General features: G+C 62.3%; 12 protein-coding genes. 8 read left to right on the forward strand and 4 right to left on the reverse strand.

What is annotated here, in order from left to right; translation table 11 throughout:
- The first annotated feature begins 3 nt into the window (after positions 1–3).
- Complete coding sequence (locus PCOSP_RS16865) at positions 4–1,206, forward strand: NAD(P)/FAD-dependent oxidoreductase (protein WP_464709090.1); 1,203 nt, start codon at positions 4–6, stop codon at positions 1,204–1,206.
- Positions 1,207–1,424: 218 nt separating this feature from the next.
- On the opposite strand, the gene PCOSP_RS16870 is transcribed toward PCOSP_RS16865, so the two are convergent.
- Positions 1,425–2,372 carry a hypothetical protein gene (locus tag PCOSP_RS16870; RefSeq protein ID WP_464709092.1) on the reverse strand — a complete coding sequence of 316 codons (948 nt, stop codon included), beginning with the start codon at positions 2,370–2,372 and terminating at the stop codon, positions 1,425–1,427.
- 139 nt (positions 2,373–2,511) lie between these two features.
- Entirely contained in the window at positions 2,512–2,970 is a 459-nt protein-coding gene (locus PCOSP_RS16875) for a metallophosphoesterase family protein (RefSeq protein ID WP_464709093.1), read from the reverse strand.
- 117 nt (positions 2,971–3,087) lie between these two features.
- Between PCOSP_RS16875 and PCOSP_RS16880 the strand changes: the two genes are divergently transcribed.
- The 3 genes from PCOSP_RS16880 to PCOSP_RS16890 all read left to right on the forward strand — a co-directional run bounded on the left by PCOSP_RS16880 (position 3,088) and on the right by PCOSP_RS16890 (position 8,925).
- Positions 3,088–4,656: a sensor domain-containing diguanylate cyclase gene (locus PCOSP_RS16880; RefSeq protein WP_464709095.1), complete on the forward strand. Its 1,569-nt coding sequence runs from the start codon at positions 3,088–3,090 to the stop codon at positions 4,654–4,656.
- Between the two features lie 119 nt (positions 4,657–4,775).
- Complete coding sequence (locus PCOSP_RS16885; RefSeq protein WP_464709096.1) at positions 4,776–6,776, forward strand: peptidase U32 family protein; 2,001 nt, start codon at positions 4,776–4,778, stop codon at positions 6,774–6,776.
- Positions 6,777–7,185: 409 nt separating this feature from the next.
- On the forward strand, positions 7,186–8,925 hold the full coding sequence (locus PCOSP_RS16890) for a dipeptidase (RefSeq protein WP_464709097.1): 1,740 nt from the start codon (positions 7,186–7,188) through the stop codon (positions 8,923–8,925).
- Between the two features lie 79 nt (positions 8,926–9,004).
- Here the strand turns inward: PCOSP_RS16890 and PCOSP_RS16895 are convergent, their stop codons facing one another.
- Positions 9,005–9,232, reverse strand: a complete 228-nt coding sequence (locus PCOSP_RS16895; RefSeq protein ID WP_464709099.1) for a DUF3079 domain-containing protein — start codon at positions 9,230–9,232, stop codon at positions 9,005–9,007.
- A gap of 188 nt (positions 9,233–9,420) precedes the next feature.
- Here PCOSP_RS16895 and PCOSP_RS16900 point away from each other — a divergent pair, with 188 nt between their 5' ends.
- From PCOSP_RS16900 to PCOSP_RS16915, 4 genes are read left to right on the forward strand one after another with little or no spacing between them, the layout of a single operon-like run.
- Positions 9,421–9,951 carry an iron transporter gene (locus PCOSP_RS16900; RefSeq protein ID WP_464709100.1) on the forward strand — a complete coding sequence of 177 codons (531 nt, stop codon included), beginning with the start codon at positions 9,421–9,423 and terminating at the stop codon, positions 9,949–9,951.
- 2 nt (positions 9,952–9,953) lie between these two features.
- Positions 9,954–10,313, forward strand: coding sequence for a cupredoxin domain-containing protein (locus PCOSP_RS16905; protein ID WP_464709101.1), 360 nt, complete (start codon positions 9,954–9,956; stop codon positions 10,311–10,313).
- Between the two features lie 22 nt (positions 10,314–10,335).
- Positions 10,336–11,190, forward strand: a complete 855-nt coding sequence (locus PCOSP_RS16910) for an FTR1 family iron permease (RefSeq protein ID WP_464709102.1) — start codon at positions 10,336–10,338, stop codon at positions 11,188–11,190.
- Positions 11,178–12,539, forward strand: coding sequence for a 4Fe-4S binding protein (locus PCOSP_RS16915; protein ID WP_464709103.1), 1,362 nt, complete (start codon positions 11,178–11,180; stop codon positions 12,537–12,539). The genes PCOSP_RS16910 and PCOSP_RS16915 overlap by 13 nt, the downstream gene beginning before the upstream one ends.
- Positions 12,540–12,813: 274 nt before the next feature.
- On the opposite strand, the gene PCOSP_RS16920 is transcribed toward PCOSP_RS16915, so the two are convergent.
- Positions 12,814–14,433, reverse strand: a complete 1,620-nt coding sequence (locus PCOSP_RS16920) for a methyl-accepting chemotaxis protein (RefSeq protein ID WP_175386222.1) — start codon at positions 14,431–14,433, stop codon at positions 12,814–12,816.
- Positions 14,434–14,500: the final 67 nt, after the last annotated feature.

Here is a 14,500-nt window from a genome sequence, read left to right on the forward strand (position 1 = left end):
ATCATGAAACAGCATATTCTGGTAGTTGGCGCAGGTTTCGGCGGGGTATGGAGCGCGTTGAGCGCGGCCCGCCTGTTGGACCAGCATGATCGCAACGATGTGCAGATTACTGTGCTGGCGCCCCAGGCGGAGCTGCGGATCCGGCCACGTTTCTACGAGCCTGACGTCCATACGATGAAGGCCCCGCTGGACGAGTTGTTCAACGCGGTCGGGGTGAATTTCGTGCAGGGCTCGGCGGACAGCGTCGATGCCGAGCGCAAGCAAGTGGGCTATCGCGACGCCTCCGGCATCCAAGGCACGCTGAACTATGATCGGCTGGTGCTCGCCGCCGGCAGTCAGTTGATGCGCGCTGACTTCAAGGGTGTGATCGAGCACGCCTTCGATGTCGATGAAATCGAGCAGGCAACCCGCCTCGAAGCTCATATCAAGTCCCTCGCAGACCGCCCGGACAGTCCCGCCCGCAACACCGTGGTGGTGGCCGGCGGCGGCTTTACCGGGATCGAAACCGCAACCGAAATGCCCGCCCGCCTGCGCGCCGCCTTGGGCGAACAGGCCAACATCCGGGTGATCGTCGTCGACCGCGCACCGCAGATCGGCGCCTCCCTGGGCGAAGGCATCCGCCCTTCCCTTATCGAAGCCTCGGCTCACCTGGGCATCGAATGGATTCTCAACGCCTCGGTCGAATCGGTGGATCCCAGCGGCGTCACCCTGTCGAACGGCCAGCGCATCGAGTCCAACACCGTGGTCTGGACCGTGGGCTTCCGCGCCAGTCCGTTGACCGAACACGTACCCGGCACCCGCGATCGCCAGGGCCGGTTGCACGTCGACGGCAACCTGAAGGTGTTGGGCCAGGACCATATCTTCGCCGCCGGTGACGTGGCCTATGCCGCCACCGACACCGTGGGCAACTACGCGGCGATGTCCTGCCAGCACGCCATTGCCCTGGGCCGCTATGCCGGCAACAACGTCGCTGCCGACCTGCTGGGCGTGGCTCCGATGACCTACAGCCAGCCCAAGTACGTGACCTGCCTGGACCTCGGAGCCTGGGGCGCGGTGTACACCGAAGGTTGGGATCGCCAGCTCAAATTGGTGGGCCAGGAAGCCAAGGACCTCAAGACCCAGATCAACTCGATATGGATCTACCCGCCCGCCGCCGACCGCGCGGCGGCCCTGGCAGCGGCCGACCCGTCGATTCCGGTGGCGTGATTTCACTTTCCGACTCCGGCCAGATCCCTCCTTTCTGAGCCGGTTTTTCCCAGACACCCGCTATGGAAGGTTCGGCGGGTGTTTTTTGCCGGCCAATACTGAGGTGACTGACAGGCCGCCATCGCGAGCAGGCTCGCTCCCACAGGGATGGTGAAACAGTGACCTCGCGACCAGCCCACAACCAGTGTGGGAGCGAGCCTGCTCGCGATGGCGGCGGATCAGCTGACGACAATCGGCGCATCCTCAGGCTCATCCACCGACGCCGCGACCTCCGGGACAAACGCAAAACCTGCTGCCTCCCAATCCCGCCAGTCAGGTGTCTCGTCCGGCAGCCAAGGCCATGGAATCGGCGCGATCGGCACGGCAGTCCATTTGCCTTCCACCTCCGCCTGCCAATACCACCACGCCTCCACCTGGCCGGCCTGCTCCACAGCCAAAGGCAGGAAGTCATCGTCCCCGCGCTCAAGTGGGACCAGCTTCCAATCCGGGCGGAGCTTCTTCTGGATACGAAGCAGACGTTGCGTCTGCAGGTCCAATAGAACGGCAGGCAACTCGTCATAGCTGCAACTGCGACGCTTGTTTTCAGCGCCCACGAATTTGGAGAATCCCAGTGACTGTTGCCCCACTGCCAGCGCGTCCAGTTCCTCACCGGTACGCACATGGAAAACGATGGCACCCAGGTCCAGTGCACTGTCATTGAGGCTCGCTGCCGGCCCCATCTGCGCAAGGATGTAGAACTGGGAAGGAAATACTGCCTCCTTGAGATTCCTGTCCTGGATGATGTTCCACCGGCACGTCTTGTTCAGCCGCCAGTTGTCCGGGGATGCCGTGCTCTTGATTTCCAAGGTCACGCCCCAGGTCAGTTGCAGGTCGAACACATCGCCGTGAGGCTGCACCTGGTAGTGTTTTTCAATGCTGCGGGTCAGATCGCCTTTGCGCGGGGTATAGGTGGTCAGCGCTCGTACCGTATCACCGACGATGTCGTCGCAATGGGCAATCAACTTCTTTGCCACCAGGTACTCGATCAGCACGCCTCGTAATACGGGCACATTCATATTGGAGAAGGCCCACTGCCAGAAATCATTGGCCGTGTGGGGCGTGATGGCATCGCCCATGGAGAAGGTCGTTCCTGCTTCCAGAAAGCGCTTCAGATTATCGATTTGCATGTCATCCCTGTCATTGAGCCCAAATGAAGGCTAAATGATGGCGCCTTTCCGCAGGTAATTCCACTTCGCCCCTGTTCGGTAATAAAGCCAATGGCTTCCTCGACAGCGGTCCTCCTCGCACCAGCCCCGCACCCTTTCATCACTCCAGTAACGAGACGATCCGCGGCTCGATCGAGCCTGCACTCACCTCCAGCAACCCCAGCGTCACCGGCAGTTTGAAACGCCGCCGGCCGGCGCTGCCGGGGTTCAGATACAAGCGCTCGCCACGCCATTCGATACCCGGCTTGTGGGAGTGCCCCGTGATGACCACCTTCACCCCCGGGTCGAGTGAAGCCGGTACATCGGCAATGTCATGCACCAGCAGAACCTGCCACCCACACAGATCGAATTGCAGGCTATCGGCAAGCTGCCTGGCCCAATCGGCATCCAGGTCGTTGTTGCCGCGCACCACATACAGCGGAGCAATGCATGCCAGTTGTTCGAGGATCCCGGGGCTGCCGATGTCTCCGCCATGAATGATCCGATCGCATCCCGCCAGCGCGGCAAGCGCTTCGGGGCGGAGTAATCCGTGGGTATCGGAAATGACACCAACTTTCATAAGAGCTTCCCACTGCGTCTGTGCCAACGTCGATCTCGCAACTGGCTAATGTGCTGGAATTGAATAAGATAGGCTGCGCATCCATAGTGCGCAGACTTGTCGTAAAAGGAAATGTTGATGCTCGGACGCAAACGGCCGGAGCCAAAAGGCGAAAGCCCTGTCGAGGATTTCGACCCCCAGGCTGCGCGGCCAGGCGCGGCATTGAGGCTGACCATCAGTTTCATGCTGGTGGTGGTGATAGCCTTCCTGTCCGTTGAAGGCTGGAGGACATGGCGTGACTACCGTGCTGCATTTTCGGCCGCCCGCGATTCGGTGACGAACCTGGCGCGGGCGACGGCCCAGCATGCCGAAGACACCATCCGCCAGGTGGACGTCGTCACCGCCGCACTCAGCGAGCGAGTGGAAGGCGACGGGTTCGAAAACATCGATATCCCGCGCCTCCATAAACTACTGGTGCAGCAATCCGCCATCATGCCGCAACTGCACGGGCTGTTTATCTATGGGCCCGATGGGCAATGGGTGGTCACGGACAAGGAGACGATCCCGGAACCGGCCAACAACGCGGACCGTGACTATTTCCAGTACCACCGCACCCACACGGATCGAAACGTACGCATCGGCGAAGTCATCAGGAGCCGGTCCACCGACGACCTGATCATTCCCATTTCCCGACGCCTGAACAATCCCGACGGTTCGTTCGCCGGCGTGCTGCTTGGAACGATCAAGGTCAGCTACTTCGTGGACTACTACGGCGACTTCAAGATCGACGACAAGGGCGCCCTGGTCCTGGCCCTGCGCAACGGCACCATTCTGGTACGGCGCCCCTTCGTCGAGACGGTGATCGGCAAGAGCCTGGTCAATAGCGTGATCTTCAAGAACTTCCTGCCGACATCGAACCAGGGTACTGCCGAAGCCCGTGCAGTGATCGACGACACCGAACGCCTGTACGGCTACCGCGCCCTGACTACGTACCCGTTGGTGGTGGAAGCCGGCCTGTCCCGGGACTCCATCACCGCGCCCTGGCGCCGCGACCTGCTCAAGACCGGCTTCGTGCTGGTTTTCCTGATCGCCACCCTGGTCGGCTTCGGCCTCATCGTCCTGAGCCAACTGCGCTACCGGATCACCATGGAAAAGCAGATCCGTCATGCGCACCAGAGCATGCGGGACATGGCGCTGACCGACAGCCTCACCGGGTTGGGCAACCGTAGGAAGCTGGACCTTGCCTTGACCGATGAGCTGCGCCTGGCCAAGCGCCAGGGCTCTTCCCTGGCCCTGATCATGCTCGATGTCGATTACTTCAAGCGCTTCAACGACAAATACGGGCACGCCGCCGGGGATGACTGCCTGCATGCCATTGCCGGGGCGATCCAGGACGCGGTCAAACGACCGGGGGACCTGGCGGTCAGGTACGGTGGCGAAGAACTCACCGTGCTGCTGCCCAATACCGACGGCACTGGTGCCGCCAAGGTCGCCCAGGACATTCTTGACGCCATCAGGGCGCTGGACATCGAACATGTCGACCATCCATTGGGCATCGTCACGGCCAGCGCCGGCATCACCACTACCCAGCCGGGCACGGTGGACGTAACGCCCGCCATGTTGATCAAGGCCGCCGACGCCTTTTTGTACCTGGCCAAGAACACCGGGCGAAACCGTTGGTGCAGCGCCAGCGCAACGTCGGCTTGACCCTGTTGGGAACCGCCGTGCATCGGTCCGGATCGCACAAATCCAAGTCCACAGGTGTCGGCAAGGCGCCTGACGGCTACAATGGTCGCTTCGACCGTGACCAGCCTGACTAAAAATACATGTCTTTGCCCAAACATCATCTGGAATTGCTCAGCCCTGCCCGCGACGTGACCATCGCCCGCGAGGCCATCCTGCATGGCGCCGACGCCGTGTACATCGGTGGCCCGAGTTTCGGCGCGCGTCACAACGCCTGCAACGAGGTGGGCGATATCGCCCGGCTGGTGGAGTTCGCCCACCGCTACCACGCCCGGGTGTTCACCACGATCAACACCATCCTCCACGACAACGAGCTGGAGCCGGCCCGCCAGTTGATCCACCAGCTGTACGATGCGGGTGTCGATGCGTTGATCGTCCAGGACCTGGGGGTGATGGAGCTGGACATTCCGCCGATCGAACTGCACGCCAGCACCCAGACCGACATCCGTACCCTGGCCCGGGCGAAGTTCCTCGACCAGGCCGGCTTTTCGCAACTGGTGCTGGCCCGCGAGCTGAACCTGCAGGAAATCCGCGCCATCGCCGACGAAACCGATGCTGCCATCGAATTCTTCATCCACGGAGCGCTGTGCGTGGCATTCTCCGGCCAGTGCAATATCTCCCACGCCCAGAACGGACGCAGCGCCAACCGTGGCGACTGCTCCCAGGCCTGCCGCCTGCCCTACACCCTCAAGGACGACCAGGGTCGGGTCGTCGCCTACGAAAAACACCTGCTGTCGATGAAGGACAACAACCAGAGCGCCAACATCCGCGCCTTGGTGGAAGCCGGCGTGCGCTCGTTCAAGATCGAGGGGCGCTACAAGGACATGGGCTATGTGAAGAACATCACCGCCTACTACCGCCAGCGCCTGGACGACGTCCTCGAAGACCGCCCCGACCTGGCCCGCGCGTCCAGCGGTCGTACCGCGCACTTCTTCGTGCCCGACCCGGACAAGACCTTCCACCGTGGCAGCACCGACTACTTCGTCAGCGAGCGCAAGATCGACATCGGTGCCTTCGACTCACCGACCTTCACCGGCGTGCCGGTGGGCGTGGTGGAAAAAGTCGGCAAGCGCGACCTGCAGGTCGTGACCTTCGATCCGTTGTCCAACGGCGACGGCCTGAATGTGCTGGTCAAGCGTGAAGTGGTGGGCTTCCGGGCCAACATCGCCGAGCCCAAGGGCGAATTCGAAGAAGACGGCCAGAAGCGCTACCGCTACCGCGTCGAGCCGAACGAAATGCCAGCCGGGATGTACCAGTTGCGCCCCAACCACCCGTTGAGCCGCAACCTGGACCATAACTGGCAGCAAGCCCTGCTCAAGACCTCATCCGAGCGCCGTGTCGGCCTGGCGTGGAACGCGCGCCTGCGCGAAGAGCGCCTGGAACTGACGGCCACCAGCGAGGAAGGCATCCGTGCCAGCGTCGCCCTGGACGGACCGTTCGGCGTGGCCAACAAGCCGGAGCAGGCCCTGGAGCAATTGCACGACCTGCTCGGCCAACTGGGTACCACCGAATACCACGCCACCGCCATCGAGCTGGATGCGCCCAAGGCGTTCTTCATTCCCAACTCGCAGCTCAAGGCGTTGCGGCGCGAAGCCATCGAAGCCCTGACCGCCGCCCGCGTCAAAGCTCACCCACGCGGTGGCCGCAAGGCCGAGACCAGTCCGCCACCGGTGTACCCGGAGTCGCACCTGTCGTTCCTGGCCAACGTCTACAACCAGAAGGCCCGGGACTTCTATCATCGCCATGGCGTCAAGCTGATCGACGCGGCGTTCGAGGCTCACGAAGAAACCGGTGAAGTGCCGGTGATGATCACCAAGCACTGCCTGCGCTTCTCGTTCAACCTCTGCCCCAAGCAGGCCAAGGGCGTCACCGGCGTGCGCACCAAGGTCGCGCCGATGCAGCTCATCCATGGGGATGAAGTCCTGACACTGAAGTTCGACTGCAAGCCTTGCGAGATGCATGTGGTCGGCAAGATCAAGGGCCACATCCTCGACCTGCCGTTGCCGGGCAGCACGGCGCAGCCGGTGGTCGGGTACATCAGCCCTGAAGACCTGCTCAAGACGATTCCTCGCGCACCGCATTAAGCAATGCCGCAATGGCCTGTGGGAGCGGGCTTGCTCGCGAAAGCGGTGGATCTGTCGCTGAAACGCTGACAGGACTGCCGTCATCGCGGGCAAGCCCGGCTCCCACAAGATCAGGTGGCATATGCAAAGACCGCATACACCCTGAGTCCTCTGTGGGAGCGAGCCTGCTCGCGATAGCGGTGGGTCTGTCACGCAGATGTTGAATGTGCCGCCGTCATCGCGAGCAGGCTCGCTCCCACAGTGGCGCTGCCCGCCTGGTTGTTTTTCATTTCTACGCCGTTTTTGCTTGAGTGTGCGACAAATCCACCTCATAGGCTCCCTGCCCGCTGGGCAGCAGTGTTAGGTTGCGTAGTTGTTTCGCCAATGAAACATCTTCCTTCAACTCGCCTGCAAAGGAATGCCCCCAGCAATGGACTTCTCGCTCAAGCACCTGGCTGTGACCACCCTGCTGCTATCCAGCTTCGCAACACTCTCCGCGCCAGCACTCGCCAACATCACCGCGCAGCAGAGCGCGACGCTCGTCAAGACCCTCGCTGACACATCGGTCACCGACTTCAGGCAATTCCTGGGCAGCGTGGCCAAGAGTGACCTGGCCAAAACCGCCGACCTGGGTCCGGCCATCAACGCCTTTCTCGACAACAAGCCCCTTTCAACCGAACAGCAGAATGAAATCCATCGTCTGCTGGGCATCTACGCGCGAGTGAAATACGGCAGCGCCGCCACCGAAACCCTGAAAGAACTGGTAGCGATCCCGACCTACCGCAAGGACGGCGTGGCCCAGCACGAGAATCCCGAATTCCTCAAGATCGCCGACAAGATCAAGAGCCTCGCCCAGACCTTCAATCTGAACTTCCGCAACATCGACAACCGTGTCTATGAAATTTCCCTGCCAGGCAGCGGCGACGAAGTCGTGGGTATCCACGCACACGCCGATGTGGTCCCGGTGACGCCGGAAAACTGGGTGCTGAAGGACGGCACACGGCTCGACCCGTTCAAAGTCACCCTGGTGGGCGACCGCATGTATGGCCGAGGCACGGAGGATGACAAGAACGGTATCGTCGTGGCGCTCTATGCCATGAAGATCATCAAGGAAGAGAAGCTGCCCCTGGCGAGGAACTTCAAGCTGTTGGTGGACACCACCGAGGAAACCACCGGCGACGCGATCCCCTACTACTTCGAACACAATCCGACGCCGAATTACAACCTGGCCCTGGATGGCGGCTACCCGGTCGTGATTGCCGAAAAAGGCTACGGAACGGTCATGGCAAACTTTGCCCGCCGCCCCGCACAAGGCAAGGGCGCCGAAATTACAGCCCTGACCGGCGGCCTGGCAACCAACCAGATTCCATCGACATCGGTGGCCACCTTCGTCGCTGACAAGCCTGCCGAACTGGCCGCCAGCCTGCTCAAGGCCGGTACCGATTATGCCAAGCGCAACGGCGGCAACTTCGAGGTCGCCAGCAAGGTCGTCGGCAAAGACGTCCAACTGACCTTTACCGGTGTTTCCGCTCACTCGTCAGAACCCGAGTCGGGCGTGAACCCGGTAGCGCGGATGCTGGACTTCATCAACGGCCTCGACGGCAAGGTCGCACTCAAGCACAACCACATCACCGACGCCGCCCGCTACGCCGCTGACAACTGGGGCCTGGACTACCTGGGCAAGCAGTTGGGGATTGGCTTCTCCGACGCGTTCATGGGCCCGCTGACCGCCTCCCTGACCTACGTCGGCATGGATGAGAAGACCTTCAAGCTCGCCGTCAACCTGCGTGTTCCAGTCGGCAAGCCCACTGAAGCGCTCAAGTCCGAAATTGCCGACAAACTGGCTGCCTGGAGCAAGAAGTCCCACGTGGCGGTGGCCTTCGATTACTCCATCGACGAACCGATGTACCGCAACCCCGAGGGTGAATGGGTCAAGGCGCTATTGGCCGTGGCCACCGAGAACCTGGGCATGGAGCACAAGTACGGCACCTCGGCGGGCGCCACTTCGGTCCACGACCTGCCCAACGGCGTGCAGTTCGGCCTGGCAATGCCCGACGTCAAATACACCGGGCATAACGACAACGAGTTCAAGACGGTCGAGCAGTTCATGTTGGACTTGCAGATCGTGACCGAGATGATGGGGCGGATCGGGCAGATGCCGAAGCTCTGAGTACACCTGCCGGCCAGTTATTTCCAGGCTGGCAGGTTTTAATGTGGCGAGGGGATTTATCCCCTAGCCACAGAGTGTTTTATTCCTTCAGGGAACCGGCGCTCGGGTCCACGACCTTTGCTGTTATGTCAGTCAATTCCAATCCCCACTCCCCATGCAGGTACCAATCCTCCCCGATCATCTCAGCCGGATGCATGGTCCGGTCGGCGCCGTTGCCACAGGCCAGGGCGTTCGACGCGCAGTAACGGTCGCAGCCCCAGCAGATGCGTTCAGGGTGTTTGGGACTTACGGGAAAGGGCTTGGCCATGGGAACCCCGCTGACAGATGGGTGTAGCTGCACCCTACCGCGCCCGTCCCGGACAGCCCTTGATTTCGATCAAGAACCGTCCTCTCATCGCCCTCGCAGAATCACACTGAAAATTGACAATAATCATTATTATTCGCAGCGAAGCTCCCTAGACTCCGGCCAACTCTTACGTCGTCCAGGAAGTCATCATGCGCACGCTCGTTCCCCTGTCTCTCGCCCTCCTCGTTCTCGCGCCACTGGCCCAGGCCAAGGAATACCCCATCGGCGAACCGCAACTGTGCCCGGGACTGGAAGTCGGCGCGGTGTACCTGCAACCGATTGAAATGGCCCCGGCCGGTATGATGCGCGCCACCACCGATTCCGATGTGCACCTGGAAGCGGATATCCGCGCCACGGCGGACAACCCGCAAGGCTTCCAGGAAGGCAGCTTCGTGCCTTACCTCAACGTGTCGTTCCTGCTGAAAAAACAGGGCAACGACACCGAGCTCAAGGGTGACTTCCACGCCATGGTCGCCAATGACGGACCGCACTACGGCGACAACGTGAAGCTGCTCGGCCCCGGCAAATATCAACTGACCTTCACCCTCCTGCCCCCCGGCGGTCATGGCTCTCTCGGTCGTCATACCGATAAGGAAACCGGTGTCGCGCCGTGGTTCGAACGATGTGAATTGCACTACGAATTCGTCTACGCCGGGATCGGCAAGAAAGGCGGATATTGAAGATGGCCCGCCGAACCTGCGGGCTGCCTGTCGCGAGGCATGGACGCCTGGCCTGGCTGATGCTGGCGGGCCTGCTGCCCTCACTGGCCCAGGCCGAGCTGCCGACCTATGAACTCAGCCTGCGCGACGGTCATTTCACCCCAGCGCTGTTGGAAGTAGCGGCCGGACAGCGCTTCAAGATCGTGCTGAAAAACGTCGGCCAGGGTCCGGCGGAGTTCGAGAGCACGCCATTACGCGTGGAAAAAGTGCTGTCGCCCGGGGTCACCACCTTTGTCGTGATCCACCCGCTGCGTCCGGGGCGCTATCCGTTTTTCGATGAATTCAATCCGCAACTGCCCGAGGGCGGCATCCTGGCCCAGTAATCGGTCAGCAGGAGGCGTTTGCATGACTCAATCGATGTTTATTGTCTGGCGCGAAAGCGTCGAGGCCTTGTTGGTACTCGGGATTCTCCAGGCCTGGGTCAGCCGGCAGCGACAGACCCGGCAACTACTGCGCTACGTCTGGAGCGGCGCAACCCTGGGCCTGCTGCTTTCGGCTGGGCTGGCCGGTCTGATCCTGCTGGCCGGCGAAGCCATGAGCGGCGCGGCCAACGAATGGTTCCAGGCCTCATTGGCGCTGTTCGCCAGTGTGCTGATCGTGCAGATGGTGAGCTGGATGCACCGCAACGCCGGCACGCTCAAGCAGGAACTGACCCGTCACGCCGATCAGCGCCTGGACCGCCAGGGTGGCCTGGGCCTGCTGGTCCTGGCGCTGTTGGCCGTGAGCCGAGAAGGCAGTGAAACCGTGGTCTTCCTGTATGGTGCCGGGGCCCGCCTGCAGGGGCCGCAGTTGGGCCTGTTCGCCATTGGCGCGGTGGCTGGGCTGGTACTGGCGCTGCTGACCGTTTCCTTGCTGCACAGCAGTCGACGGTTCATCTCATGGCCACGTTTCTTTGCCATCAGCGAGGCAATTCTTTTGTTGCTGGGAGCGGCGTTGCTGGTCAGCGGTATCGAACGGGTCGGCGGACAGTTGCTTGCGATGGACTGGCCTGAGGCAGTGTATCGCGGCATCGGCGATGCCCTGTGGGACACCAGCGCGATCCTGGATGATGGTCATGGGTTCGGTGGTTTCCTGGCCGATTTTGCCGGGTATCGGGCGAGTCCCAGTGCACTGACGTTGCTGTTGTGGATCGGTTATTGGCTGACCGTCGTCGGCTGGCTGCGGCCACGCAAGGTGGAAACCCTGCCATGCCCGACCTGAATGCCTGGCTCCAGCGCCTGGGTGACGGCATGCGCCGCCACGGCGCGATCATTCGTGCGGTGCAATGGGCGGTGGTGCTGTTCTATGGGGTGCTGCTGGTGATACCTGCATTCCTGCCCTTGCCGGACAGCCAGGCGCGCCTGTTCGACAACCTCACGTTGCTGGCTCAGTTTCTGTTCTGGGGCCTCTGGTGGCCCTTCGTGTTGCTGTCGATCGTGCTGTTCGGCCGGCTCTGGTGTGGCGTGCTGTGCCCCGAGGGCGCCTTGAGCGAATGGGCCAGCCGATATGGCAAAGGCCTGGGCATGCCGCGAGGCCTGCGCTGGGCCGGTTGGCCGACCCTGGCGTTCTGTTTGACCACGATCTATGGCCAACTCATCAGCGTTTATGACTATGCCCAGGCTGCGCTGCTGATCCTCGGCGGCTCGACCGTCGCGGCGGTGCTCGTCGGCCTGCTGTTCGCCCGGGGCAAACGGGTGTGGTGCCGCTACCTGTGCCCGGTCAGCGGCGTCTTTGCCCTGCTCGCCCGCCTGGCGCCGGTGCATTTTCAAGTGGACGAACAACGCTGGCTGGAAAATCCCGGGCCCCGTCAACCACCGCCCAACTGCGCGCCCTTGCTGGACATTCGTCGCATGCGCGGCGCCGCCGACTGCCACGCCTGCGGTCGTTGCAGCGGCCAGCGCGATGCCGTACGCCTGATCGCCCGGTCCAGCAACCAGGAAATCCTTCGCTCGACACCGAACAGCGTCTCGCCGTGGGACGTGCGCTTGCTGTTGTTCGGCGTGATTGGCCTGGCCATGGGCGCTTTCCAGTGGACCGTCAGCCCGTGGTTCATCGCCTTGAAACAGAACCTGGCCCAATGGCTGGTCACCCACGACCTGCTCTGGCCCCTCCAGGACAACGCACCGTGGTGGCTGTTGACGCACTATCCGCAGCTCAATGACAGTTTCAGTTGGCTCGATGGGTTGTGCATCCTTGCCTACCTGGGCATGAGTGCCTTGCTGCTGGGGGGTTCGTTGACGCTGCTGATACGCCTGGCGGCGAGAATATCGGGGGATGCTGCACACTATTGGCCTCTGGCCATCACCTTGGCGCCCCTGGGTGGTGCAGGGCTGTTCCTCGGCTTGTCGGCCACCACGGTGAAACTGTTGCGCTATGAAGGGTTGTTGCTCGACTGGGTGCAGCCGGCGCGGGCCGCGCTTTTACTGGCGGCGATCGCCTGGAGCCTGTGGCTGGGTTGGCAACGCCTGGAACAGGTGCCCCCGGTTCGACGACTACCCACCATGACATGCCTGGCATTGGCCTGCGGCCTGGTGGGATATGGCTGGTGGTTGCAATTCTGGGGATGGTGATCCCACAAGACAGTGTATACACCGCCAGAACCTGTGGGAGCGAGCCTGCTCGCGATAACGCCGGCACATCCAACATCATCCTGGACTGACCCACCGCTATCGCGAGCAGGCTCGCTCCCACATGGGGTTTGCGGCGTACACAGCATCCCGTACAACGCAAAACCTGTGGGAGCGAGCCTGCTCGCGATGACGCCGGCACATCCAACATCATCCTGGATTGACCCACCGCTATCGCGAGCAGGCTCGCTCCTACATACCTTTCACCCCGACTCGGCTACACCTTGAACCGCGCCACCGTCTCATGCAGCGAGCCGGCCATCTGCGCCAGGTCCTGGCCGGCCGTATCGGTGTGCCTTGCCCCCAGCAGCACCTGTTCCGACAGGTTGCGAATGCCCACCAGGTTGCGGTCCACCTCTCGGGCCACCAGGGCCTGTTGTTCCGTGGCGCTGGCGATCATAAGGTTGCGCTCGTTGATCTGCGAAATCGAGCGGGCGATTTCATCCAGGGCGTCGCCGGAACGCTGGGCGACTTGCAAGGTGTCCTGTACCCGCTCGCTGCTGCTTTGCATGGCCGTCACGGCATGCCCACTGTCCTGGCGGATGTTGCCGATCATGTCCTCGATTTCCCGGGTCGAATCCTGGGTGCGATGGGCCAGCGCGCGGACTTCGTCAGCCACCACCGCGAAGCCACGCCCGGCATCGCCGGCCCGGGCGGCTTCGATGGCGGCGTTCAGGGCCAACAGGTTGGTCTGCTCGGCGATACCACGGATCACATCCAGTACCGAGCTGATGTCCTCGACCCGTCCCGCCAACTGCTGGATGCGCGCCGACGTGTCCGTCACGCCGTCCGCCAGCGCCGAGATGGAAGCGACCGTCTGCTGAACCTGCTCACGGCCACGCTGGGCGGTCTGCTCCGAGACTCGCGAGGCTTCGCTGGTGCTCACGGCGTTGCGCGCCACCTCGTCCACCGCCGCCGTCATCTGGTTCACCGCCGCCGCAGCCTGCTCGATTTCCATGCCTTGCAACTGCAACGTGCTGTTGGTCTGGCTGCTCACCGCACTCAGCTCTTCGGATGAACTGGCCACCCGATCCACCGAGGCCGCAATGTGCCTGACCATGGTGTTGAGGTTCTGCTGCATGTCGTGCATGTTGCTCATTACACTGTCATTGGCGCCGACGCCTACCGGCACGCGGATCGTCAGGTCGCCCTGGGCGATGTGGCTCAGCACCCGCGCGGCGTCATCGGGCTCGCCGCCCAACGGACGGGTCACGCTGCGGGTCACCAGTATCGCCACGGTACTCACCACGGCCAGGCAGGCCAGGACCAACATCAGCATGTTGCGCCGCGCATCGCTGTAACGCGCCTGGGCCAGGCGCTCGCGTTCGGCGAATAACGTGCCTTGCATCGCCATCAGCCCTTCCAGGCTTTTGTACACCTCAAGCTCCGCCGGGATCACCCCTTGCCTGAGCTGCATCATCGCCTCATCCATCGCGCCCTGGCGGATCAGCGCCTGCACCTGGACGAATGCGGCCACGTAGGCCTCTCGACGCTTCTTCAGTTCGGCAAAAGCCGCCTTGCCTTCGGGCTGAAACAACAGCGGCTCCAGCGTCGCGAAAGCCTGGGTGATGCGTTGCCGCGTGGCATCGATGGATTGCTGCACCTGCACGTTGTTCTTGTCGATCAGCAAGTCCCGGGTGTTCCTGGCGTTATCGCGCACGCCCGTGGCGATCACCATGATCGGGTCGATCTTCGGCCAATCCTGCCTGACGATCTGCTCGGCCTGGTCGCGCAGCACAGCCAGATCGTGCAAGGCATACAACGCCAGAGCGATCAAGGCCAGCGGCGCGATGGCAAAGCCAATCACGATACGTTGGGCGGTGGTGAGTCTGGTCATATCAAATGCTCCCTGTTCAACTACCTGCCGATCCGGCAGCGCATTTGAAAACCTTGGAAAAAAGTGA

Source organism: Pseudomonas sp. MAFF 730105 (assembly GCF_055380705.1).

What these genes read in the sequence shown, in the direction of transcription:
- PCOSP_RS16885 (WP_464709096.1), top strand. Translation starts at nt 4,776, where the DNA reads ATGTCTTTGCCCAAACATCATCTGGAATTGCTCAGCCCTGCCCGCGAC.
- PCOSP_RS16895 (WP_464709099.1), bottom strand. Translation starts at nt 9,232, where the DNA reads ATGGCCAAGCCCTTTCCCGTAAGTCCCAAACACCCTGAACGCATCTGC.
- PCOSP_RS16875 (WP_464709093.1), bottom strand. Translation starts at nt 2,970, where the DNA reads ATGAAAGTTGGTGTCATTTCCGATACCCACGGATTACTCCGCCCCGAA.
- PCOSP_RS16890 (WP_464709097.1), top strand. Translation starts at nt 7,186, where the DNA reads ATGGACTTCTCGCTCAAGCACCTGGCTGTGACCACCCTGCTGCTATCC.
- PCOSP_RS16905 (WP_464709101.1), top strand. Translation starts at nt 9,954, where the DNA reads ATGGCCCGCCGAACCTGCGGGCTGCCTGTCGCGAGGCATGGACGCCTG.
- PCOSP_RS16865 (WP_464709090.1), top strand. Translation starts at nt 4, where the DNA reads ATGAAACAGCATATTCTGGTAGTTGGCGCAGGTTTCGGCGGGGTATGG.
- PCOSP_RS16900 (WP_464709100.1), top strand. Translation starts at nt 9,421, where the DNA reads ATGCGCACGCTCGTTCCCCTGTCTCTCGCCCTCCTCGTTCTCGCGCCA.
- PCOSP_RS16920 (WP_175386222.1), bottom strand. Translation starts at nt 14,433, where the DNA reads ATGACCAGACTCACCACCGCCCAACGTATCGTGATTGGCTTTGCCATC.
- PCOSP_RS16910 (WP_464709102.1), top strand. Translation starts at nt 10,336, where the DNA reads ATGACTCAATCGATGTTTATTGTCTGGCGCGAAAGCGTCGAGGCCTTG.
- PCOSP_RS16915 (WP_464709103.1), top strand. Translation starts at nt 11,178, where the DNA reads ATGCCCGACCTGAATGCCTGGCTCCAGCGCCTGGGTGACGGCATGCGC.
- PCOSP_RS16880 (WP_464709095.1), top strand. Translation starts at nt 3,088, where the DNA reads ATGCTCGGACGCAAACGGCCGGAGCCAAAAGGCGAAAGCCCTGTCGAG.
- PCOSP_RS16870 (WP_464709092.1), bottom strand. Translation starts at nt 2,372, where the DNA reads ATGCAAATCGATAATCTGAAGCGCTTTCTGGAAGCAGGAACGACCTTC.